The organism is Pyxidicoccus xibeiensis (genome assembly GCF_024198175.1).
Classification (GTDB): Bacteria; Myxococcota; Myxococcia; order Myxococcales; family Myxococcaceae; genus Myxococcus; species Myxococcus xibeiensis.
In genome coordinates, this window is record NZ_JAJVKV010000005.1 from 534,526 (window position 1) to 558,298 (window position 23,773).

13 protein-coding genes and 1 pseudogene are annotated in these 23,773 nt (G+C 71.4%); 12 read left to right on the forward strand and 2 right to left on the reverse strand.

The window, feature by feature from the left end; translation table 11 throughout:
• Positions 1–75: 75 nt before the first annotated feature.
• From LXT23_RS24740 to LXT23_RS24795, 12 genes and pseudogenes are all read left to right on the forward strand, one after another.
• The gene (locus tag LXT23_RS24740; RefSeq protein WP_253982748.1) at positions 76–1,077 is read left to right on the forward strand and encodes a Rieske 2Fe-2S domain-containing protein; all 1,002 of its coding nucleotides are present in this window, start codon (positions 76–78) and stop codon (positions 1,075–1,077) included.
• Positions 1,078–1,094: 17 nt separating this feature from the next.
• Positions 1,095–1,748 carry a TetR/AcrR family transcriptional regulator gene (locus tag LXT23_RS24745; protein WP_253982749.1) on the forward strand — a complete coding sequence of 218 codons (654 nt, stop codon included), beginning with the start codon at positions 1,095–1,097 and terminating at the stop codon, positions 1,746–1,748.
• 13 nt (positions 1,749–1,761) lie between these two features.
• Positions 1,762–2,154, forward strand: coding sequence for a hypothetical protein (locus LXT23_RS24750; RefSeq protein ID WP_253982750.1), 393 nt, complete (start codon positions 1,762–1,764; stop codon positions 2,152–2,154).
• A gap of 82 nt (positions 2,155–2,236) precedes the next feature.
• Positions 2,237–4,897 (forward strand): LuxR C-terminal-related transcriptional regulator, encoded by a 2,661-nt coding sequence (locus LXT23_RS24755; RefSeq protein WP_253982751.1) that lies wholly within the window; start codon positions 2,237–2,239, stop codon positions 4,895–4,897.
• A gap of 97 nt (positions 4,898–4,994) precedes the next feature.
• Entirely contained in the window at positions 4,995–5,237 is a 243-nt protein-coding gene (locus LXT23_RS24760) for a hypothetical protein (protein ID WP_253982752.1), read from the forward strand.
• A gap of 8 nt (positions 5,238–5,245) precedes the next feature.
• On the forward strand, positions 5,246–6,019 hold the full coding sequence (locus LXT23_RS24765; RefSeq protein WP_253982753.1) for a carboxypeptidase-like regulatory domain-containing protein: 774 nt from the start codon (positions 5,246–5,248) through the stop codon (positions 6,017–6,019).
• 201 nt (positions 6,020–6,220) lie between these two features.
• A complete protein-coding gene (locus LXT23_RS24770; protein ID WP_253982754.1) occupies positions 6,221–6,988 on the forward strand; it encodes a hypothetical protein in 768 nt (255 codons plus the stop codon).
• 205 nt (positions 6,989–7,193) lie between these two features.
• Positions 7,194–7,631 carry a hypothetical protein gene (locus LXT23_RS24775; RefSeq protein ID WP_253982755.1) on the forward strand — a complete coding sequence of 146 codons (438 nt, stop codon included), beginning with the start codon at positions 7,194–7,196 and terminating at the stop codon, positions 7,629–7,631.
• A gap of 45 nt (positions 7,632–7,676) precedes the next feature.
• The gene (locus tag LXT23_RS24780; RefSeq protein WP_253982756.1) at positions 7,677–7,910 is read left to right on the forward strand and encodes a hypothetical protein; all 234 of its coding nucleotides are present in this window, start codon (positions 7,677–7,679) and stop codon (positions 7,908–7,910) included.
• Positions 7,911–7,994: 84 nt separating this feature from the next.
• Entirely contained in the window at positions 7,995–8,300 is a 306-nt protein-coding gene (locus LXT23_RS24785) for a hypothetical protein (RefSeq protein WP_253982757.1), read from the forward strand.
• A gap of 1,087 nt (positions 8,301–9,387) precedes the next feature.
• A pseudogene (locus tag LXT23_RS24790) lies at positions 9,388–9,969 on the forward strand (amidohydrolase family protein); the annotation flags it as partial.
• A gap of 447 nt (positions 9,970–10,416) precedes the next feature.
• Positions 10,417–20,856: a non-ribosomal peptide synthetase gene (locus LXT23_RS24795; RefSeq protein WP_253982758.1), complete on the forward strand. Its 10,440-nt coding sequence runs from the start codon at positions 10,417–10,419 to the stop codon at positions 20,854–20,856.
• 30 nt (positions 20,857–20,886) lie between these two features.
• Here LXT23_RS24795 and LXT23_RS24800 read toward each other — a convergent pair whose 3' ends face one another.
• A complete protein-coding gene (locus LXT23_RS24800) occupies positions 20,887–21,924 on the reverse strand; it encodes a nucleotidyltransferase domain-containing protein (RefSeq protein WP_253982759.1) in 1,038 nt (345 codons plus the stop codon).
• A gap of 92 nt (positions 21,925–22,016) precedes the next feature.
• A complete protein-coding gene (locus LXT23_RS24805) occupies positions 22,017–23,609 on the reverse strand; it encodes an MBL fold metallo-hydrolase (RefSeq protein WP_253982760.1) in 1,593 nt (530 codons plus the stop codon).
• Positions 23,610–23,773 lie beyond the last annotated feature (164 nt).

Genomic DNA, 23,773 nt, shown 5'->3' on the forward strand with positions numbered 1-23,773 from the left:
CTTCCGTCGTCGTTGCACGGAACCTCTGTCCGGATTAGACCAGTGGTCCAACTGATGGTCCAATCCGAGGCAGGGATGAGCGAGAGTTCCGTGCGCGAGGTGTCGGAGCGGTGGAGTGCCCATTGGTACGCGGTGGCGCGTGCGTCGTCGCTGGGGCGGGACGCGCCGCTCGGAGTCGTCCGGCTGGGGCAGCCCCGGGTCCTCTGGCGTGACGCCTCGGGAACGGCGCACTGCGCGGACGCGGCCTGTCCGCACCGGGGCGCCGACCTGCGGCTGGGGCGCGTGGTGCGGGGGGAGCTGGAGTGCGGCTACCACGGCTTCCGCTTCGACGGCGGCGGAGCCTGTACGGCGATGCCGTGCGAAGGTCGCGACGCGAAGCCCTCCCGCGCGCTGTGTCTGCGCATGCACCCGGTCCGTGAGGCGCACGGCTTCATCTGGGCCTGGCTCGGCGGGAGGGGGCAGGGTGCCCTGCCGGAGCTGCCCTGGCTCCCGGGCGCCCCCGAGCCGGGCCCCCGCGCCGCCTCCGTGGAGGCCGTGTGGAATGCCCGCTTCACCCGGGTGATGGAAGGGATGATGGACCTGCACCACTTTCCATTCGCACACCGGCGCTACGCTCCCTCGGCCTATACGCGGCTGGAGCCCTTCGAGGTCCGCGAGGAGGGAAGCACCATCCACACCACCGGGTGGCTCCGGGAGGAGACGGGCCCGTCGGGGTCGGGGCTCCACTTCGACATCCGCGTCGGCTACCCGGGCGTCGTCCACCTGCGCTTCACGCCGCGGCTCCAGGGGGCGGTGGTATGCACGCCCATCGACACCGAGCACACGTGGATCTGCGCGCGCTTCCGCCAGGACTCTCTGCGCGTGCCGGTGCTGGGCTGGCTCGCCTCGCGCATGGCGCTCGCGCTCGAGTTCGGCTTCATCCAGCCGGACGACTACCGGATGGTCCGCCATAGCCTCCCGCGCTCCGGGGCGCTGGGGCAGGGCGCCATGGTGCGCGCGGACCGGGCCATCGTCGCATGGCATCGGCTGCACGAGGCCGCGCTCGGCCAGCACGGCGACACCGCCTCCGCGTCCTGATACAAGCGGTCGTCCACATGGCCCACGCCCGGTTCCACAAGCTCGCCCCGGAGCGCCGCCAGGCCATCCTCGATGCCGCCGCGGACGAGTTCGCGGAGCATGGCTTCGACGGCGCCTCCTACAACCGCATCATCGAACAGGCGGGCTACTCGAAGGGCGTCGCCTACTACTACTTCGAGGGCAAGGAGGACCTGTACGCCACCGTGCTGGAAGGCACCGTGGCGCGGCTGGTGGGGCTCGTGGGCGAGTGGGCGCCCCCCGGGGACGCGGAGGCGTTCTGGCGCGAGCTCCGGAGGAGCTACTTCGCGCTGCTCGACTTCGTCATCGCCGACGAGCGCTCCGCCCGGCTCCTGCGGGGCCTGTCACAGGCGCGGCTGAACCCGAAGCTCCAGGCCGCCTGGCAGCGCTTCGAGGCCCCCATGTTGGGGTGGCTCCAGCGTGTCCTCGCGGATGGCCGCGCGGTCGGCGCCGTGCGGACCGATGTCCCGGAGGACCTCTTGCTGGCGGCCCTGATGGGCGTGGGGCAGGCCACGGATCTCTGGCTCCTCGAGCAGTGGGGGCGTGCCGGAGCGCCCGCCATGCGCCGGGGCGCCGAGCAGGTGTTCTCCCTCTTCGAGGACCTCGCCACCCAGCGGCCGCCCCGGAAGCCGGCGGGTCCGAAGAAGCGCTGATTGGAAGATGACGATGACCCGACTGAGCCCCGCGGATGGAGACCTGCTCGTGCGGTACGGGCACCTCTACGACGACGTCATCTACTCGCTCCACGTCGACTTCCCGGACCGGACGCGGCGCATGGCCGCGGAGGTGGTCATCTACGCGCGAGAAGCAGGGGCGGGCCCGAACTGGATGCACCTGCGCCTGCGGTTCCTCAACGTCAAGGCGTTCCAGTTCACCGAGGGCAACGTGTCCTACCAGGTCATCTCGGATGGCGCCCGCATCAGCTGGAAGGACGGAGCCGTGACCCTGGACCTGGACCCGGGCTCCGATGGCATCGACAATCCGTACCCGGACCATGTGTCCAGGTTCTTCATCACCGCTGAAGCCTGCGAGTGGGCGGAGGAGCCCGCTCCCGACTGACCCATGCGTTGTGGAACACAGGCGCCCGGACGCTCTCGGGGGGTGGCATGCTCCGAGGGTGACTCCTGCCTGGCTCCCGCTCGTGAAGTTGCAGCCTCCGCGCCTGCGCGAGGACCACCTTCCGAGGCCTCGCCTGCTGGAGGTGCTGCTCAATGCAGTCCCCTCCCATCGGCTCACGCTGCTGTCCGCTCCGGCGGGGGCGGGCAAGACGACGCTGCTCGCCGCGCTCCCCGCGGCGCTTCCCGCGGCGGACTTCGCGTGGCTCTCCCTCGACGCGGGCGACGACGCCCCCGCCTCGCTGTTGCTGGGCCTCGCGGGCGCGCTCGAACGGGGGGCCCCCGGCTGCAGTGCGCGCGTGCAGGCCGCCCTCGACGCCCTGGCGGGCGCGCCCCGTCGCGTCGCGGGAGTGCTGGCGAATGCGCTGCTGGAGGCACCCGCGCTCCTGCGGGTGCTGGTGCTCGATGACCTGCACGTGCTCACGAGCCCCGCCGCGTTGGAAGTGCTCGAGGTCTTGCTCGAACGGCTCCCGCCCACCGTCCACGTCGTGGCCGCCGCGCGCCACGCGCCGCCGCTGCCGCTCGCACGGCTGCGCGCGCGGAGCGAGCTCGCGGAGCTGCGGCTCGAGGACCTGCGCTTCACTCCCGCCGAGGCCGAGGTCCTGCTCAATGGCCGGCTCGCGCTGGGCCTGTCCCCCGAGGCACTCGGGGCCTTGGAGCAGCGCACGGGCGGCTGGGCGGCCGCGCTACGCCTGCTCGCCGCGGGCCTCGCGCGACTGCCGTCCGCCGAGGCCCGCGCCCAGGCACTCGCGCGCTTTGCCGCGCCGGGCGCCACCGCAGGCGTGCCGGCCGCGCAGATGGACGCCGTCTTTGCCCTGCTCGCGGAGGAGGTGCTCGGGCACGAGCCGCCCGAGGTGCAGGACTTCCTGCTGCGCAGCGCCATCCTCGAGGAGCTGACGCCCGGCCTGTGCGAGGCTGTCACCGGGCACGCACACGCGGGGCCGCTGCTGCAGGAGCTCTCGCGGCGAAACCTCCTGCTCTCCGCCGAGGAGCAGCCCCCCGGCGGCGGCCCGGCGATGCAGGCGGTGGGGCCGGTGTACCGCCTCCATGCGCTGCTCTCGGACTTCCTGCGCCACCGGCTCGCGCAGCTGCATCCGGAGCAGGTGCCGCAGCTCCACCGGCGCGCGGCCGCGGCGCACCCCTGGGCCGTGCGCGCCGTCGGGCACCTGCTGCGCGCAGGCGACGGGGAGCCGGCCGCGGCGCTGCTGGAGCGGGAGGCCCCCGCGCTCTTCAGCCAGGGGCTGCTCGAGACGCTGGGCGCGCTGCTGGAGGCGCTGCCCGGGGAGGTGCGGGCGCGCCACCCGCGGCTGCTCCACTTCCTCGGCGTGCACGCGTGGAGCCGCAGCGACTTCCCGCGCGCGGCGGCCCTGCTGCAGGCGGCGCGCAAGGGCTTCGAGACGGCAGGCGATGCCCCGGGCCAGGGCGAGGCTCTCGTGCAGCTCTCCATCGTCCATCAGACGCGGGGAGACTTCGCCCAGGCAGGCGCGCTGCTGGAGCAGGCGTGGGCGCTGCCCCTGTCCCCGCGCAGCCTTGCGCAGCTGCACATGGGGCGCGGCTACCTGGCGCTGGGCCGGGACGCGTTCGCCGAGGCCGTCACCGAGGTGCAGGCCGCGCTGGACGTCGCGGAGGCGTCGGGGGACGCAGGCGCGCTGCACATCTGCGCCATGCAGCTGCGGGCCACCTTCCTGCCGGCGCCCGGCGCCGTGGCGCTGCTCGAGCGCTTCCGCGGGATGTGCGCCCGCGCGCCCGCCCCGGTGGTGACGGCGTGCGCCGAGTCGCACGCGATGGTGCTGCACCTGGTGCGCGCCGAGCTGGGGGAGGCGCACGCGGCCGCCGTGCGCGCGCTCGCCGCGAGCGAGCGCCTGGGCGCGCCGGCCTGGCTGCAGGTGGACACCGGCGTACTGGCGAGCGCGCTGCTCGCCCTGCACGGCGACAACGCGGCAGCGGACCGGGGGCTCGCGGAGCACGCGCTGCTGGTGGAGCACTTCGACGAGTGGCGCGCCGGCATGTTCTATGTGCACGCGCGCGTACGGCTCGCCCAGGGAAGGCTCCCGGAGGCGCGGGCGCTGGTGGCGCGCATCGGCGGGCCGGGCGCGCGCGAGTGGCCCGTGGCGCCCGCGGCGCGCGCCATGCTCGCCGGAGCGCTCGCGCTGGCCGAGGGGCAGGTGGCCGAAGCGGTGCGCCACGCGCGCGAGGCCGTCGCGCTGCAGGGGCGCACGCCGCTGTCGCTCGTCTTCGGGGACGCGCGCGCGCTGCTCGCCCGGGCCCAACTGGAGGCCGGCCGCGGCGCGGAGGCCCTGCACGCGCTGGAGGCGGCGCTCACCGCGCACGCGGCGCTGGGCATCCCGGGGCTGCTCTGCCTGGAGGGGCCCGGCCTCTTGCCGGTGCTGCGGCTCGCGCTGGAGCGCGGCACCCCCGCGCCGGGAGCGGAGCTGCTCGCCGGCGCCCTCGCCCCGCTGGGCGCCAGGCGCGGCGTGGCCGTGCCGGACACGGGGCTGGCCCTCACGGCGCGCGAGCTGGAGGTGCTGCGCCTCGTGGCCGGGGGCCTGGGAAACCAGGAGGTGGCCACCGCGCTGGGCGTGTCGCTGCCCACGGTGAAGACGCACGTGGCGCGCCTCCTGTCCAAGCTGGGGGCGGCCAGCCGCACCGAGGCCGCCGCCCGCGCCCGCGCCCTGCACCTGCTCTGAGGCCCGCTCCCCGTGGGGCCGTCATCCTTTCGGATGACGCGGCCGCGGCCCCCGCCCGCTACTCCTTGTCCATCATCAGCGCAGGGAGGCTCTGGACATGGGTGGAGCACGGGCAGCAGAGGAAGGGGACCTGGAGGGTACGCACACCGGGATGGCGTGCGTCACGCCGCGGCACACCGCGGCCGGGAGCGGCGGCGTCCTGCTGGAGATGGAGGCCGAGTACGCGGCCGGCGGGGACTTCTTCGACGGCACCTACCGCAGCTACGGGAGGCGCCTCGCGCGAGGCCTCGCGCGGCTCGAGGCGCGTCGCCCAGGTCGGGACCTCGAAGGGGAACGTTGATGCATTGGATGAAGAACGCGGTGACCTGCTGCCTCGTGGGGCTGCTCGGGGGAGCGGTGGGCTGCAGCGGTGGGGGCGGCGGAGGAGGTGGGGGCGGCGAGCAGGCCGAGGGCTACATGACGGGCCGGGCCGTCGATGCCCGGGGCACGCCCCTGGCAGGCGTGAAGGTCTGGGCGGACAACACGCTGCTCTACAACACCAACGCGGGAGCCACGACGGGCACGGACGGCACGTACCGCATCGACGTGCGCCAGCCCGCGGGCACCTGGCACGCCAGCGCCACCCTGCAGCGGCAGTACAACGGCAGGTCCTACACCTTCGACCTGGACCCGAGCGACGACAGCGTGTTCGCGGGCAACGCCGGGGCCGTGCGCAACTTCACCTGGAGGCTCTCGGGCAAGCGGCCCGAGCTCGGCAGCTATGGGGGCTTCGTCGTGGCGTACGTGAGCCAGCTCCTGGACCCAGCGGACCCGAGCCGGGGCATCGACTCCGAAGACATCGAGCTGACCCTCACCCCGGACGGAAAGCTCGTGGATGGTAGCGACGGGGCGCCCATCACGAAGAAGCTGGCGCGGACGGGAGATGGCGACGCCGTGGAGGATGTGCCCGTCGGCCGGTACCGCATCACCGCGCGCTACGTCCAGGAGGGCAAGGCCCCCCGGCCCATGCAGGTCCGGGTCCGTGACACTGGCGAACCTGCCAGCTCCGTGACGGCCGACTTCGAGACGGTGGTGGGCAGCGCGCAGCGGATCGAGCTCGAGCTCCAACTGCCGGAGGACTGAGCCCCCTGCGCGGTGTGGAGGCAGGAGAAAGGCCCGGGAGCGCATCGCGCGCTTCGCACCGCGTCCCGGGCTTCGCGTCCACCTCGCTCCGGTGGGAGTGACGTTGGAACATTCCCGGGCTTCCCCTCTACAGCGCAGTGCGTCCAGGGGCTGGCGGAAGCGGGCACACCCGTTGCTGTGTTCGTCCCTCGGGAGGCGTCCATGAACCCGCTACGCGTCAGCGTCCTCGCAGGGGCCGTCACACTCGCGTCCACCGGCTGCACCACCACGCTGTACAAGTCGAGTCAGGTCAGTGCCCCGCTCCTGCGCGAGCAGGGTGAGCTGAAAGGCAGCATCAGCCCCAGCAACGTGCAGGTGGCCTGGTCGCCACGGGCCGGCGTGGGACTGCTGGCCAATGGCTACTACGAGTCCTACGAGGAGGGGCGCCGGGACGCGAACGGGCTGCTCGCGGAGTTGGGGGGCGGCCTCCATGGCAGCTTCCTGGAGAACGGGGTGTGGGAAGCCTACGGAGGCGTGGGTTACGGACAGTCCACCGCCAGCGACCAGCGCGACGCGGGTGGCGGTGCCTTCCGGGACGTCGGCTTCACGGCGCGTGGCTTGCGCGCGTTCGTGCAGCCGAACCTGGGCTACGTCACGCCGTACTTCGAGGTGGGCGGTTCCCTGCGCCTGTCCGCCGTGAAGTACGTCTCGCTGGACGTGGAGGGCTACACGGAGCCGGAGCGCGCGCGGGAGTTCCTCGTGGCCGACGAGGTGACCGACCCGGTGTGGCTCTTCGCGGAGCCAGCGGTGACCGTGAAGGCCGGCTACAAGTGGGTGAAGGGCTTCGTGCAGCACACCTGGACGCGCAAGCTGGGCGGCGATGCCCTGCCCCACGAGGAAGACACCACCGTGGTGGGGCTCAGCGTGGACGTGGCCAGCTGGTACCACGACTTCCAGTGGACCCCTGGCGCGTCCTCCGCTGGCGACTGACCGGCGGAGGCACGTCCCGTCATCCCGTACGTCGAGCCGTCAGTTCTTCTACACCGGCGGCATGGACGCCATCAGCGACAAGCCGCATAAGACCGCCGAGCCGCAGAGCGACTGAGGTGCGTGGCAGGGGGCTGCGGCCCCTTGAAGCGCCGGGTGGGGGAGGGCGGAGCTCCCTTCGCCTGGAGACCCGGATGACAGGTGGAAGATGGCCGAGGACATCGAGGAGTTCCGTGAGCTCTGGTCAGGCCCCGAGAGCGGATGGACGCTCCATCGCAGCTACACAGTGCGCCACAAGCTCTTCGTTCTGCTCGGCCCCACGCCCGTCACGGTGTCGCAACTTCGCGCCTTGCGAATGCTCCCCGGTCCTCTTCAAGAAGTGCCCCATCGTGACCTCAAGCGCGCCATCCCCGCGGATGGCCGGGTCCTCATCGGCGAGTTCTACGGGCACCTGGTGCGGGACGTTGCAGCGAAGGTGAAGCACCTCGGGCTGCGGTTCGAGGTCGAGAGTCTCGTCCTCGACTTCTACCTGCCAGTGAACAGCAAGACGGGGCGCTCGTGGCTCATCAAGGATGCCGAGACAGCGCGGCGAGTCGCAGAGCGAATGATGGCGGCGGGGATGCCCGTTGTTCTCGCAGAGGAATGACCAGGACGTCTGCGGTCCGGCCTCCTGGCATTCGTCCCGTCCTTGATGGCCTGGGCCTCCAGCTTCGCGGCCTCCTCGGGCGTCTTTGCCTGGGCGACGCCGAGCATGTTCCGCGCCCGCGCCAGCTGGTCCTTGTCCAGCTCCTTCTCCAGCCTGGACAGCAGTGTGGGGATGGAGACGCTGCTGCAGGAGCACCTCGGGGCGGCCCGGGCCGCGTGGCCCACGGTGCCCTCCAGCCCTCACCCTCAATATGGGTTCAATCCCGCCTATACGCCCTGACGCTTGGATGGCTTTGGAGGATGGCTTACCGTGCGAAGGACGCTGATCCCGATTAACGGGTAGCTGTTGGCAAAAGGAACTGTCATGAAAAGCCTGTCACTCGTCGTCGCGGTTGGCTTCGCGGCCGCGTCGCTCGTCGCCTGCGGCGGAGCTCCCGAGGAGTCCATGGAGCCGGCCGAGGTCGCGCAGGAGGACCTCGCCTCGCAGGAGCAGGGCGCCCACAACGGCCAGTGGTGCTTTTCGAATTGCTACAACGGCCTCATCTACGCCGGCCCCAACGTGACGCAGAACTGCACCAGCTGGGCGGAGATGGTGTGTCGCCACCGCGGCACCACCCTCTTCAACGCCTACTGGGCGCCGCCGCACTACTACGCGGACTACTACCTCTAGGCTGTCCTGCGCGGCCCGCCCGGAAAGGCCAGGCGGGTCGCGGTGCTTTCGTCGGCACTGCGCGCTGATGCTCCAGGGGGAGCAGCGTGCCGCCAACGGCTCGTCCGGGCCGGGAGCCACGGGAGGACGCAGGGACGCGAGGTCCAACACCTCCGCCATGGCCGCGACCAGGCGAGATGGCACGAAGGCCACGAGGTCCGAGTGGGCCGCCACCTGGAGGGCCTGGAGATGACGGTGAAGGGTTCGCCACCGCGGCAGCGTGCTCGCGTGGGGCACCCCGAGGAGAAGGGGCGTCTACTCGACTACCGCCATGGCCGAGCCCAGTTGCTTTGAGCGAGGCGGCGCGACGTTTCCGCCTCCGGTTGCGAAGCTCGACAGGGAGTAGGCCCCCACCAACAGCGTCATCTGGATTCCGGGTTAGAATTGGGCCATGCAGCCCCACTCGCTCCCGAGTTGTCCCAGGTGTGCTGGAGTCGTCACCATCAAGAGTCATCCCGGGCTCGTCACCGAGGCGGCCTGCTCCGCGTGCGAATGGACGGAGTGGTCCCACTATTCGCTTCCGGCCGAGGCGCTTTACGGGTCCATCATTCCCCGGGGGAGCGTAGTCATCGAGTGCAGTTCCTTACCGCCGGGGGCGCGCGACGCACTCGCGATGCGAAGACTCGTCGAGCCGTTCCGGAATCTTTCCATTCCAGAAGTGCGCGCTCGGCTTGGGAGCCAGAGCTACTGGGTGTTCAAGGACCTCACCCTCAGTGCCGCACGAGCCCTCTGCCAGGAGGCTCACGGACTTGGCCTTCAAGCCCGCATGGAGTTCCCAGAAGGGAGCACGTAAGCACCTGCAACTCGAAGTCCGGTTGACGCACGCCGTTGACCAGAAGTCGTCCCATGCTTCGACCAGGGACGGCGTCCAATGATTGGCGGAAGACCTTGTCGCTGGATGAGCTGTGCCGCTTGAGGAGAGCCAGATGCCAGCTTCCCAAAAGCCATCCACCGGGAGTCCCTCTCAATCTGCCGCAACGGGATGCGCAAATTGCGCCTGTAGCAATCCGGCGGTGACCGCCCTCGAGTCAGAGTTGTTCCAGCCGGAGTTGCTGCAAGAGGTGACTCGCGGAAAGGACCGGCTCGCCGCCACCGCATCGAGCACTGCTCGTTGCTGACGTCCGATCAGATCCAGACGATGAAGAAGCAGGGCATTTCGCCCAGCTTCCTCATCGGGCATGTGAGCTATTGGGGATACGCCTTCAACCAGATCATCTTCAAGGAGAAGGCAGTGCGCCTCGACCTCTGCCGCTCCGCGCTCGACGCCGGGATGCGGATTTCGTTCCACAGCGACTGTGAGGTGAGTCCGCTGGGGCCGTTGCGGATGATGGAACAGTCCATCACCCGCATCATGGAGGCAGCCCCCGCGCAGGGAGCCACCCCACCCGTGCTGAACCCCGCGGAGTGCCTCACCCACGAGCAGGCCCTGCGGGCCGCCACCTACGATGCGGCCTGGCAGTGCTACGCCGACGCGTGGGTGGGCTCCCTGGAGGCTGGCCATTTCGCCGACTTCGTCATCCTGGGCCAGGACCCGCTCACCCTGACCGACAGTTACCTGAAGATGCGCGACATCCCCGTCCTGGAGACCTGGACGGGTGGCGTCTGCGTGTACACGGGGCAGGGGAGGTGAGGAGCTGAGCCGGGGCATGCGCTGGACACAGGCTCCTCACCGCCGAGAAGGAGCCGATTCTCATCAACGTTTCCTCACAAACTGCGAAGAGTGCGGGCGCCCCTGCTTCCTGGGCATGACCGACCATGCAATGCAGGGCGCGCTGTCGTGACGTGCAGCGCTGGGGTGTTTCACCGAGGGCACGTCATCATCGGCTCCCTCAAGTGGGGACGGAGGCGGGCGCACAGAAGGAGAGCCTCTCGTTGGCCGCGACGACCTGGTGCTGGGACATCACCCGGCTTCATGGCCCGGCGAAGGGGACGTACTTCCTGGCTTCTCCGTTCCGCCTTCAGGACCCCGGCACAGTAGTGTTAGTCAGTTCCTGTTCCCACCGAAGCGCTGGAGCAGGGCGGGCGCGGTGCGACCGCCGCCCGCCCCGTTCCGCCGGGGAGCCTGGAGCGTTGTCTCATGAGCGGCAGCACGAAGAACCCCGACCAACTCAGTCCCAAGCAGCGGGCGCTGTACGAGCTACTCCTCAAGGAGAAAAAGGACCAGCTCCAGGCGTCCGCCACGCAGTCGCAGGAGCGCACCATCCCCCAGCGCCAGGACACCGGCCCCGCGCTGGCGTCCTTCTCGCAGCAGCGGCTGTGGGTGGTAGACCAGCTCGAGGGCGGTCGCAACTTCGCCTACAACGTCCACATCACCGTGCAGTTCACCGGTGTGCTGGACATCCCTCTGCTGGAGCGCTGTGTGAACGGCGTGGTGCGCAGGCACGAGTCCTTGCGCACCGTGTTCGCCACGCGCGACGACGGCATGCCCGTGCAGGTGGTGCTCCCCGAGCTGCGGCTGGGCATCCCCGTCGAGGACCTCTCGCACCTGCCCAGGCAGGAGCAGGACGCCGAGGTGGAGCGGCGCACCAGCGAGGAGTCGCAGCGAACCTTCGACCTGACGCGGGGGCCGCTGCTACGGGGCAGGGTGCTGCGGCTGGGGCCGGACAACCACATCGCCCTCGTCACCATGCACCACCTGGTGACCGACCGCTGGTCGCTGGGCGTCTTCGTGCGCGAGCTGATGGCGCTCTACGCGGCGGAAGTCACCGGCCAGGCCGCGGAGCTGCCGGAGCTGGCGATTCAGTACTCGGACTTCGCCGAGTGGCAGCGCGAGCGCATGCAGGGCGAACGGCTGCGCACGGAGCTGGACTTCTGGAAGCAGCACCTGCGCACGCTGCCCTCGCCGCTGGAGCTGCCCACCGACAGGCCGCGCCCGCCGGAGCAGACGTACCGGGGCTCGCGCCAGTTCGTCACGCTGCCGGTGGCGCTGACGCGCGCGCTGAAGGACGTCAGCCAGCAGGAGGGCGCCACCCTCTTCATGACGTTGCTGAGTGTCTTCCAGACGCTGCTGCACCGGCACTCGGGGCAGACGGACGTCACCGTCGGCTCGCCCATCGCCGGCCGCAACGTGCCCGAGGTGGAGGCCCTCATCGGCTTCTTCGTCAACACGCTGATTCTGCGCAATGACCTGGACGGCAACCCCACCTTCCGCGAGCTGCTGCGCCGCGCGAAGGCGGTCTGCATGGCCGCGTACGCGCACCAGGAGCTGCCCTTCGAGAAGCTGGTCGAGGAGCTGCAGCCTCCGCGCGACCTGAGTCGCCACCCGCTCTTCCAGGTGATGTTCAGCTTCCAGAACACCCCGCGCCAGGACCTGTCCATGCCGGGGCTCCAGTCCACGTATCTGCTGGTGGACCCGGGCTCGGCGAAGTTCGACCTGCTGCTGGAGCTGCGCGAGGACCGGCCGGACGAGATTTTCGGCTGGCTCGAATACAACACGGACCTCTTCGACACGACGACCATCCAGCGGATGCGGGGGCACTTCTACACGCTGCTGGGAGCCGTGGCCGCGAACCCCGACCAGCGGTTGTCCGAGCTGCCGCTGCTGACGGCCGAGGAGGAGCGCCAGCTCCTGGCTGACTTCCGAGGCAGCGACGAGGCGTACCCGCGTGACGTGTGCCTGCACTCGCTCATCGAGGCGCAGGTGGAGCGGACGCCGGACGCCGAGGCCGTGCGCTTCGAGGGCGAGGCCCTCACCTACGCGCAGCTCGATGCACGCGCCAACCAGCTGGCGCACCACCTGCGCTCGCTGGGCGCCGGCCCCGAGTCCCTGGTGGGCGTGTGCCTGGAGCGTTCGCTGGAGATGGTGGTGGCGCTGCTGGGCGTGCTCAAGTCCGGTGCCGCCTACGTGCCGCTGGACCCGTCCTACCCGCGTGAGCGCCTGACGTGGATGCTGGAGGACACCGCCGCCCCGGTGCTGCTCCTCCAGGAGCACCTGCGAGGGGTGCTGCCGCCCCATTCCAGCCAGGTGCTGTGCCTGGACTCCGAGTGGGCCACCGTGGCCCGCCAGCCCACCACGCGCCCGGCCCCGCTGGCCGGGCCCGAGTCGCTGGCCTACGTCATCTTCACTTCCGGCAGCACCGGCCGCCCCAAGGGGGCCATGAACGCCCACTCCGGCGTCGTCAACCGCCTGCTGTGGATGCAGCAGCAGTACCGCCTCACCCCGGCCGACACGGTGCTGCAGAAGACGCCCTTCAGCTTCGACGTGTCGGTCTGGGAGTTCTTCTGGCCGCTGCTGACGGGAGCACGCATGGTGGTGGCCCGTCCGGGCGGCCACCAGGAGCCCACCTACCTCGTGCAGTTGATGGCCGGTGAGCGCGTCACCACCGCGCACTTCGTGCCCTCCATGCTGCGGGCCTTCGTGGAGGAGCCAGGGCTGGAGGGCCTGACGGGCCTGCGCCGCGTGGTGTGCAGCGGCGAGGCCTTGCCCGCGGAGCTGGTGCGCCGGGCCCACGCGCGGCTACCGGCCGCGGAGGTGCACAACCTCTATGGCCCCACCGAGACAGCGGTGGACGTCACCTGGTGGGAGTGCCCGAGAGGAGATGCGCGCCACAGCGTGCCTATCGGCCGGCCCGTGGCCAACACCCGCATCCATATCCTCGACGCCCATGGCCAGCCGACGCCCGTGGGTGTCTCCGGCGAGCTCTTCATCGGTGGCATCCAGGTGGGCCGCGGCTACTGGAACCGGCCGCAGCTGACCGCCGAGCGCTTCATCCCAGACGCCTTCAGCGGCACTCCGGGCGCGCGGCTGTACCGCACGGGAGACCTGGCGCGGTGGCTGCCGGACGGCACGGTGGAGTACCTCGGCCGGGCTGACTTCCAGGTGAAGCTGCGCGGCTTCCGCATCGAGCTGGGTGAAGTCGAGGCCGCGCTACGCGCCCACCCGCGGGTGGCGGACACGGTGGTGGTGGTCCGCGAGGATGGGCCGCAGGGCCCCAGCCTGGTGGCCTACCTCGTGTCCGCCTCGGCGGGGCTGGATACCCAGGAGCTTCGTGCGGCCCTCGCCGGGCGGCTGCCCGAGTTCATGGTGCCTTCGGCCTTCGTGGTGCTGGAGGCGCTGCCCCTCTCGCCCAATGGCAAGGTGGACCGCAAGGCCCTGCCCGCGCCGGAGCCGCGGGAGTCCTCCCGCGAGTACGTGGCCCCGCGCACCCCCACCGAGGAGCTGCTGGCCGGACTCTTCGCCCAGGTGCTGGGCCTCGAGCGCGTGGGCGCCACCGACAGCTTCTTCGAGCTGGGCGGCCACTCGCTGCTCGGCACCCGGTTGGTGGCGCGGCTGCGCTCCATCGCGGGAGTGGAACTCTCCCTGCGCGCGCTCTTCGAGGCGCCCACGGTGGCCGCGCTGGCCGAGCGCGTGGAGTCCACCCGGTCTGGCGTGCGGGCGCCGCCGTTGCTCCCCGTGCCTCGTGCTGGAGACCTGTCGCTGTCCTTCGCCCAGCAGCGCCTGTGGTTCCTCGACGGGCTGCGGCCCGGAAGCCCCGTCTTCAACATGCCCATCGCGCTGCGGCTGGACGGCCCGGTGGACCTGAGCGCGATGGGGCGCGGCCTCACGGAGCTGGTACGCCGTCACGAGGTGCTGCGCACCACCTACGGGGACGGCCCGGTCGCGGTCATCCACCCGCCTGGCTCCGTCCCCCTGCCGGTGGTGGACCTGTCCAGCCTGCCGGAGGATGAACGCGAAGCCGAGGCCGGGCGCCTGGCACGCGAGGAGGCTCAGCGCCCCTTCGACCTCACCCGTGGACCGATGCTGCGCGCCAGCGTGGTGCGCCTGTCAGGCACACGGCACCTGCTGCTGCTGACGCTGCACCACATCGCCGCCGACGGCTGGTCGCTGGACGTGCTGGTGCGCGAGTCGGCCGCGCTCTACGCGGCCTTCTCCGCCGGTCAGCCCTCTCCGCTGTCCGAGCTGTCCGTGCAGTACGCGGACTACGCGGCCTGGCAGCGGGGCTGGTTGCAGGGCGAGGCCCTCGAAGCGCAGCGTTCCTGGTGGCGCGAGCACCTCGCCGGTGCACCCCCGTTGCTGGAGCTGCCCACCGACTTCCCGCGTCCGGCCACGCAGGGCTTCCACGGCGCCATGCTCAGCGGCCTGCTGCTGCCGCGCCCGCTGGCCGGCGCGCTCCTGGCGCTCAGCCGCCGTGAGGGCACCACCCTCTTCATGGCCCTGCTGGCCGGCTTCGAGGTGATGCTGTCGCGCTACTCGGGCCAGGAGGACTTCGTCGTCGGCACCGACATCGCCAACCGCGACCACTCGGAGACCGAAGGCCTCATCGGCTTCTTCATCAACCAGCTCGCCCTGCGCGCCCGGCTGGACGGCAATCCCTCCTTCCGCGAGCTGCTCGCCCGCGTGCGCACGGCCACGCTCGGCGCCTACGCCCACCAGGACCTGCCCTTCGAGGAGGTGGTGCGCGCGCTCAACCCGGACCGGAACCCGGGCCATGCCCCCCTCGTCCAGGTGAAGCTGGTGCTGCAGAACCAGCCCGCCTCCGAGCTGACCCTCCCGGGCCTCACCCTGCGCCCGCAGCACACGGACTCCGGCACCTCGCGCCTGGACGTCACCTTCTCCGTCACTGAAACCGCTCAGGGGCTGGAGTGCTCGTGCGAGTACCGCACGGACCTCTTCGAGGCGGAGACCATTGGCCGGATGGTGCGGCACCTGGGCACGGTGCTGGAGGCCGCGGTAGCCCGGCCCGAGGCCCCGCTGTCCACGCTGCCCCTCATGACGGAGGCCGAGCAGCGCCAGGTGCTGGTGGAGTGGAATGCCACCGCGCGCGACTTCCCGCGTGACGCCTGCGCCCACCAGCTCTTCGAGGCCCAGGCCGCCCGCACTCCGCAGGCGACGGCCGTGCGCTTCGAGGGCGTGGAGCTCACCTATGCGCAGCTCGACGCGCGCGCCAACCAGCTGGCCTGGCACCTGCGCTCGCTGGGCGTCCGGCCCGAAGTGCCCGTGGCCCTCTGCGTGGAGCGCTCGCTGGACATGGTCGTGGGCATCCTCGGCATCCTCAAGGCGGGCGGCGCCTGGGTGCCCATGGACCCGAGCTACCCGGTGGAGCGCCTGACGTACATGCTGCGCGACTGCGCCGCGCCGGTGCTCGTCACCACCGAGGCCATCGCCGATGAGCTGCCCTCCGGCAGCGAGCGGCTCTTGCTGCTGGACGCGGAGGCTCCCCTCATCCAGGCGCAGCCGACTACCGCCGTGGAGGGCGGAGCGGGCGCGGGCAACCTGGCCTACGTCATCTACACCTCGGGCAGCACGGGCTGGCCCAAGGGCACGCTCTTGCAACACCGCGGCCTGTGCAACACGGCCCTCACCGCCGCGCGCGAGCACGGCTTCCATCCCGGCAGCCGCGTCCTCCAGTACGCAGCTTTCGGCTTCGACGCCTCGGTGGCCGAAATCCTCGGCACCTTGCTGGCCGGCGCCACGCTGGTGCTGGCGCCGCGCGAGCGGCTGATGCCGGACGCCCCCCTGCGCACCCTGCTGCGCGAGGAGTCCATCACCGCCGTGACGCTGACGCCCTCCGTGCTGGCGCAACTGACGCCGGAGGACTCTTGGGCCCTGGAGACACTCATCTCCGCCGGCGAGGCGTGCACGCCGGAGTTGGTGGAGCGCTGGGGGGGCAGGGTGCGGCTGCTCAACGCGTACGGCCCCACGGAAGTCACCGTGTGCGCCACCCTCTCCGAGCCGATGCGCCCGGGGCAGCAGCTCACCATTGGCCGGCCCTGGGCCAACGTGCGGGTGTACGTGCTGGACGCCTCGGGCCAGCCGGTGCCCGTGGGGGTGCCCGGAGAGCTGTGCGTGGACAGCGTGGGCCTGGCGCGTGGCTACCTCGGCCGGCCCGAGCTGACGGCGGAGAGGTTCGTCCCCCATCCTTTCAGCACCCAGCCCGGCGCGCGGCTGTACCGCACGGGAGACCGCGTGCGCTGGCTGACCGACGGCACCCTGGAGTACCTGGGCCGCCTGGATACACAGCTGAAGCTGCGCGGGCTGCGCATCGAGCCGGGAGAGGTGGAAGCCGCGCTGCGCCGGCATCCGGCGGTGCGAGAGGCCGCGGTGCTGGCGCGCGAGGGCCTGGCACTGGTGGCGTACCTCGTCCCGAATCCGGGGGCGGTGCTGGAGACGGCCGCCGCGCGAGCCTTCCTCCGGCAGACGTTGCCTGAGTACATGGTGCCCTCGGCCTTCGTCATGCTGGAGGCCCTGCCGCTCACTTCCAGCGGCAAGCTGGACCGCAAGGCACTCCCGGCGCCCACGACGTCGCGCGCCGGGGAGGTGATGGCCCCTCGCACGGACACCGAGCGCCAGCTCGCGGCACTGTGGAGCGGGCTGCTCGGTGTGAAGGACGTGAGCCTCCGGGATGACTTCTTCGAGCTGGGGGGGCACTCGCTGCTGGCCACCCAGCTGCAGTCCCGCATCCGCGTCTCCTTCGGGGTGGAGCTCTCCCTTCAGGTGCTCTTCGAGGCGCCCACCCTGGAGGCGCAGGCCGGGCGCGTCGACGCACTGGCCGTGGGCGCGCTGCCGCTCCAGGCTCCGCCACTGCGGCCCAGGCCGCGCCAGGAGCGCCTGCCGCTGTCGTTCGCCCAGCAGCGGCTGTGGTTCCTGGAGCAGCTCGAGCCCGGCCTGCCCACCTTCAACATGCCCAGCTCCCTGCGCCTCGAGGGGCCGCTGGACGTGCGGGCCCTGGAGCAGGCCTTCCAGGAGGTGGTGCGCCGGCACGAGTCGCTGCGGACCTTCTTCGTGGACGGGCCCGAGGGGCCGGCCCAGGTGGTGATTCCGGAGGTGGAGCTGCCGCTGGCGCGGGTGGACCTGCGGGTCCTTCCGCCTGGACGGCGCGAGGAGGAGGCCCGGAGGCTGGAGGCGGAGGAGACACGGCGTCCCTTCGACCTTTCCAGGGGGCCGCTGCTGCGCGCCATGCTGGTGTCGCTGCGGGACGAGGAGCACCTGCTGCTGCTGACCATGCACCACATCGCCTCGGACGGCTGGTCCATGGGCGTGCTGGTGCATGACGTGGTGGCGCTGTACGCGGCCTTCCGTGAGGGCCGGCCCTCGCCGCTGCCGGAGCTGGCGGTGCAGTACGGGGACTACGCGGCCTGGCAGCGGCAGTGGATGCAGGGCGAGGTGCTGGAGGCCCAGCTCGGGTACTGGCGCCAGCAACTGGAGGGCGCGCCCACGGTGCTGGAGCTGCCCGCGGACCGGCCAAGGCCCGCGGTGCGCACCTACCGGGGCGCTTCGCACCCGGTGTTCCTGAGTCCGGAGCTCACCGGCCAGCTGGAGGCACTGGCCCGGCGGGAGGGCGCCACGCTCTTCATGGTCCTGATGGCGGCCTTCCAGTCCCTGCTGCACCGCTACAGCGGGCAGACGGACCTGGTGGTGGGCACGGACGTGGCCAACCGCAACCGCGCGGAGACAGAGGGGCTCATCGGCTTCTTCATCAACCAGCTCGTCCTGCGGCTGCGGCTGGACGGCAACCCCTCCTTCCGCGACGTGCTGGAGCAGACGAAGGCGGCGGCGCTGGGCGCGTACGCGCACCAGGACCTGCCCTTCGAGGAGGTGGTGCGCGCGCTCAACCCGGAGCGCAGCCTGTCCCACGCGCCCCTGTTCCAGGTGAAGTTCGTGCTGCAGAACACGCCCCAGGCGGCGCCGGAGCTGCCCGGGCTGACGTTGACGGTCCCCCCTCGGGAGCAGGAGGCGGCCGCGTCCAAGCAGGACCTGACGGTGCTGGTGGGGCCAGCATCCGGTGGGCTGGAGTGCGCGTGGATGTACAGCACGGACCTCTTCGACCCCGCCACGGTGGAGCGCATGGCGCGGCACTTCCAGCACGTGCTGGAGGCGGTGGTGGCGCAGGAGGGGCGGCAGCGGCTGTCCGAGCTGCCGCTGCTGACGGAGGAGGAGCGGCGCCGGGTGCTGGGGCCGTGGAGCGGCGCCGACGCGCCATACCCGCGGCGGTGCGTCCACGAGCTCATCTCCGAGCAGGCGGCGAGGACGCCGGACGCCACGGCGGTGGTGGCCGGGGACGAGCGGCTCACCTACGCGGAGCTGGAGCGGCGGGCCAACCAGCTCGCGCACTGGCTGAAGGCGCTGGGCGTGGAGCCGGAGATGCGGGTGGCCCTGTTCGTGGAGCGGCGGGCGCATGCCCTGGTGGGCCTGCTGGGCATCCTCAAGGCGGGCGGCGCCTACGTCCCGTTGGACCCGTCCTACGCGCACATGAGCGAGCGCGTGCGGCACGTCCTCAAGGACGCGCGCGTGCAGGTCATCGTCACCGAGGAGTCGCTGGCCAGCGAGCTGCCGTCGCAGGGGGAGTTCCTGGTGAGCCTGGACGCGGAGGACGGGCTGCTGGAGTCCCAGCCGGAGGAGGCGCCGGACAGCCGCGCCGTTCCGGGCAATGCGGCGTACATCATCTACACGTCCGGGAGCACGGGGCAGCCCAAGGGCGTGTGCATCGAGCACGGGCAGCTGGCCTGCTACGTGGCGGGTGTCAGCCAGCGGCTGGAGCTGCCTGCCGGGATGAGCTTCGCGTCGGTGTCCACGCTGGCGGCGGACCTGGGGCACACGGCCCTCTTCCCCACGCTGTGCGCGGGCGGCGCGGTGCACCTGGTGGGCAAGGCGACGGCCGCGGACGCGGCGCTGCTGGCGTCGTACGGGCGGCGGCACGCGGTGGAGGGGCTCAAGATCGTCCCGACGCACCTGGAGGCGCTGCTGGCGGATGCGGACGCACGGGAGGTGCTGCCGCGCCGGAGGCTCGTGCTGGGCGGCGACAGGGCGGAGTGGGCACTGGTGGAGCGGGTGCACGCGCTGGCGCCGGAGTGTGAGGTCTTCAATCACTACGGCCCGACGGAGACGACGGTGGGCGTGCTCGCGCAGCGGGTGGAGCGCGGCGGGCGTGTGCCGGGGGCGCAGTCGGTGCCGCTGGGCCGGCCGCTGGGCAACGTGCGGGTGTACGTGCTGGACGGGTACGGCCGTCCGGTGCCGCCACGCGTGCCGGGGGAGCTGTACGTGGGCGGGCAGAGCGTGGGCCGGGGCTACCTGGGCCGGCCGGACCTCACCGCCGAGCGCTTCCTGCCAGACGCCTTCCGTGGCGAGCCCGGGGCCCGGATGTACCGGACGGGAGACCGGGTGCGGTGGCTGGAGGACGGCAGCATCGAGTTCCTCGGACGCGTGGACCACCAGCTCAAGATTCGCGGCTACCGGGTGGAGCTGGGCGAGGTGGAGGCGGTGCTCGCGGGCCACCCGGCCGTGGCCGAGTGCGTGGTGGTGGCGTGGGAGGACGTGCCCGGCCTCAGACAGCTCGTCGCCTACGCGGTGGGCAGGTCGGGCAAGGCGCTGGAGGAGCCGGCGCTGCGCGAGTACCTGGCGGAGCGGCTGCCGGACTACATGGTGCCGTCGGCCTGCGTGGTGCTGGAGGCGCTGCCGCTCACCTCGAACGGGAAGGTGGACCGCAAGGCACTCCCGGCCCCGTCCCGGAATCGGGCCGTGGCGGAGTACGTGGAGCCGCGCACGGAGACGGAGCAACGGCTGGCTGCGCTGTGGAAGGAGCTGCTCAACGTGTCCGAGGTGGGCGCGCGCGACGACTTCTTCGAGCTGGGTGGCCACTCGCTGCTGGCCACGCAGGTGGTGGCGCGCGTGCGGCCCCTCTTTGACGTCCAGCTCGCGGTCATCGACCTCTTCGAGGCGCCCACGCTGGAGGCACTGGCCGCGCGCATCGAGGCGGGGGCCACGTCGGACTCGCCGCTGGTGACGCTGAGGAAGGGCGGAGGCGCCAAGCCCTTCTTCTGCGTGCACCCGGTGGGCGGTGGCGTGCTGGCGTACCTGGAGCTGGCGAAGCGGATGGAGTCAGAGCAGCCCTTCTACGGCCTGCAGGTGCCCAGGGGCGGCTCCGGCGAGACGGTGGAGGAGATGGCCGCGCACTACCTGGAGGCCGTGCGTGGGGTGCAGCCGGAAGGCCCGTACCTCCTGGGTGGCTGGTCCATGGGCGGCCGCGTGGCGTACGAGATGGCCCGGCAGCTGAAGGCCCGGGGCGAGGAGGTGGGCCTGCTGGTCATCGTCGACGCGCGAGGCCGGGAGGACGCGCCCACCGAGGCGCAGGAGGCGGAGGGAGTGCTGGAGTTCGCGCTCCACCTGTCCCGGCTGGCGGGCCTCCACCCGGGGGCGGCCGAGGTCCTGGAGCAGGTGGACGCCGTGGAGCTGGGGGCGGTGCTGGACGGGCAGCCTGTCGCGGGCCTGGATGAGGAGTCGTGCACGGAGCTCAGGGCACTCTGGGCGATGTTCTCGCGGAACCGGAGGGCTTCACGCCAGTACGTGCCGGAGCCGTTCTCCGGCTCGCTGGTGCTGCTGCGGGCCGCCGAGCAGCCCGAGGGCCAGCACGAGAAAGACCTCGGGTGGAGCGCGCTCGCCCGGGGCGGAGTGGAGACGTACGAGGTGGCGGGCGACCACTTCAGCCTGATGGCCCTGCCCCACGTGGAGCAGCTGGCCGCGCGGCTGCGGACTCTGCTGGAGCGGGCCCGGACGGGAGGCTCGCTCCAGAGGGCGGGGTAGCGCCGGCCCGCGGGTGGCCGGCGCCCCTGCTCAGGGCGCCGGCTGCCGCTGGGGGGCGCCGTACTGCTCCAGCCGGCGAAGCGACTCGCGGGCGGCCTCGCGCAGCGCCTCCTCCGGCGACTCCTCCAGTTGCCTCAGCGCAGCGGGCACCTCGTCGCCGGGGTAGAGGATTTCTCCCAGGCGCCGGGCCGCCAGCACCCGGTCCGCCACCTCGCCACGCTGCACTTCGGCCAGCAGGTAGTCCCGATACCCGGCGAGGAAGTGGTTCTCCGCCTCCAGCATCCGCGCGCAGAGCCTGCGCAGGTGCTCGCGGTCGGCGGGGGCTTGAGGCACCCGGTAGCCCCAGCGCTGGCGGCAGGCGTAGATGTCCTGGAACAGGGGCGTCCACGCGTCATTGACGTGCTGGCGGTGCGCCTCGAAGGTCTTGCGCTTGGTGGCGGAATACTCGCCTGCCCGCGCGACACTGGCCGCCGCGAGCCAGCCGGCCAGGGTGACGAGCTCCTTGATGCCCCGGTGCAGGTTGCCCTGGGCGTCCATGGCCTCGCGGTAGTCGTAGCCGTAGAGCTCGCCCCGCCGGTCCGGGTAGTCGAGCGGGTAGCGCAGCGGTTCGCCCTCGCTCCGGGCCCGGGCGCGCTCCAGGAACATGTAGGGCCGGTGCATGCAGAAGCGCAGCCATCGCTCCTGGGCCATCAGCGGAACACGCTCCCGGATGTCCTCTCCCGCCAGCAGCAGGGAGCTCAGCTTGAGTCTGACCTCGCCCTGCGCCTGGAGCTGCGCCTCGTCCACCACGCTCACGTCCAGGGGGACCCGGGCCAGCGAGCCGAGATAGTGGCGGGCGCGCTCGCAGCCCTCACGCTCGCCCTCCAGGAACCCGTCCTTGAAGACCACCGTCAGGTCCAGATCGCTTTCCTCCACCGCCTCACCCGTCACGTGGGTTCCCAGCAGGTAGCAGGCCCGGAGGCGGCCCGGGAAGAGCATCTGGTACAGGCCCACGACGCCGAAGAGGACGGAGTTGATCTGCATGTCCTCCGTCATGCCGACCAGTGGGAGCTCTTCATCCAACAACATGTGGGTTCCTCATCTCTTGCAACCCTCCCGCAGGGAGGGCGGGGCACGTGGCACGTTCGTCCATCCGAGACATGTCTTGACGCGCGGGCCGGTCAGCGCAGGAAGTGCTCGGCCTGACCGTAGGGCATGTCCGCGTGGATGCCATTCTCGCGGCACCAGGCGATGAGCTTCCGGGACTCGACGAGCTGCGGCGAGTTCTCGTGGTAGCCCATCACCATGACGTGGCCCAGCCAGGGCTCGCGGCCCATGGCGTAGACGTGGACCTGGCCGGGCTTCAGCCGCCGTGCGAGCTCAATGGCGCGCGCGGCGTTGGAGCCGTTGAGCCGCCGCGACTGGTCCATCTTCCGCTGGAGCGGCGCGGGCAGCAGCGGGCCGTACATCCAGCTGAGCGGGCCGCCCTCGGACTCCATGCCCAGCCACATCATGTCGATGGCGCCCACCTCCCGGTGGACGTGTTCGTACAGGCGGGGCTCCAGGGCATTGGAGTCCGCCGCCATCAGCAGCGTCTTGCCCTCCAGCCGGACGAGGTGCGCCAGCTTGGCCTGGATGTTGAGGTCGCCGTGCTCGCCGATGAAGGGCAGGCCGATGAGCTCTCCGCCGGGGATGGGGAGTGACTCCAGCTCCGACAGGGCCACCACGTTCTGGAAGCCGAGCTGCTGGAGCATCAGCTTGAGGGACGGGTCCGCCAGCCCGCCGCCGCTGCTGGCCGGCACCACGACGGTGCCGATGCGGTGCCGCAGCTGGAGCAGCGGCTCGAACATCAGGTGGTCCGCGTGGCCGTGGGTGATGAGGACGTAGTCGATGCGCTCTGGCAGGTCCGCGTACGTGTAGCGCGGCAGGTCCGACGGGACGTCGTAGCTGATGACCGGGTCGGTGAGCAGGCTGACCTGGCGCGACTCGATGAGCACGCACGCGTGGCCGAAGTACCGGACGCGGACGCCCTCGCCGTCGTAGCGGGGCGCGGGGCGCGGGGGCTGCTCGGTGAAGAACGAGGCGAAGGTGTCATGGTCCTTCGCTTCGATGGCCAGCGCTTCCCGCACGGGCGCCACGGGGCCGGGCTGGTGGCGCATGGCGAAGAGGCGGTCGATGGCCTCGCTGCGGTAGGGCACCTTCGCCATCAGGCTGCCGTCCGTCGTGTCCAGCCGGGGCGTGCTGAAGACATACGGCCGCGCGTCCTTGTGGACGAGCCGCATGGACAGGCTCTGCGACGACGTGCGGTGGAAGGGGCTGCGGTAGAGCAGGGGCTCGAAGAAGCGCGGCGAGGCGCGGTTCTTCAGGTCATACGTCAGCTCCACGTAGCCGCGCAGCACGTCGGGGACCCGGGGGTACAGCTCCTCCAGCGAGAAGCCCTCCGCCGAGTCCAGCAGCGCGTCCAGCTCCAGCACGGCGCGGGCGTACTCGAGCGACAGCGCCTCCTCCCGCACCGTCCGCTCCAGCAGCGCCTTGATGTCGCCCAGCCGGTCCACGCCGTGGTTGATGTACGGGCCACCCTGGAGCGCGGGGCTCTTCAGCGCCGCCACGTGGATGGCGGGATTGGCCACGAAGGACTCCATGATCTTCACATGGAGGTTGGCCACGAACAGCGGCGCCGTCATGGGCGAGGCCAGGAACCACCATGCGTACCACTGGTTGTAGAGGGGCTCGGCGACGACGTTCTGCTTCAGGTACAGCTCAGGTTGGGACATCTCTTGCTCCCCGGACGATTCCGGCTCCGGCCCTCCGCTGGCCGTCCCCGGGTTCACGCGGGGTGACAGGCGAGCAGGTTCAAGGCCTCGGGCCTCATTGTGACGTATTCCGGACGTTCCGGCAGGCACGAAAGTTCCCGGGCGCCCCCGTCACCTGGATGGAG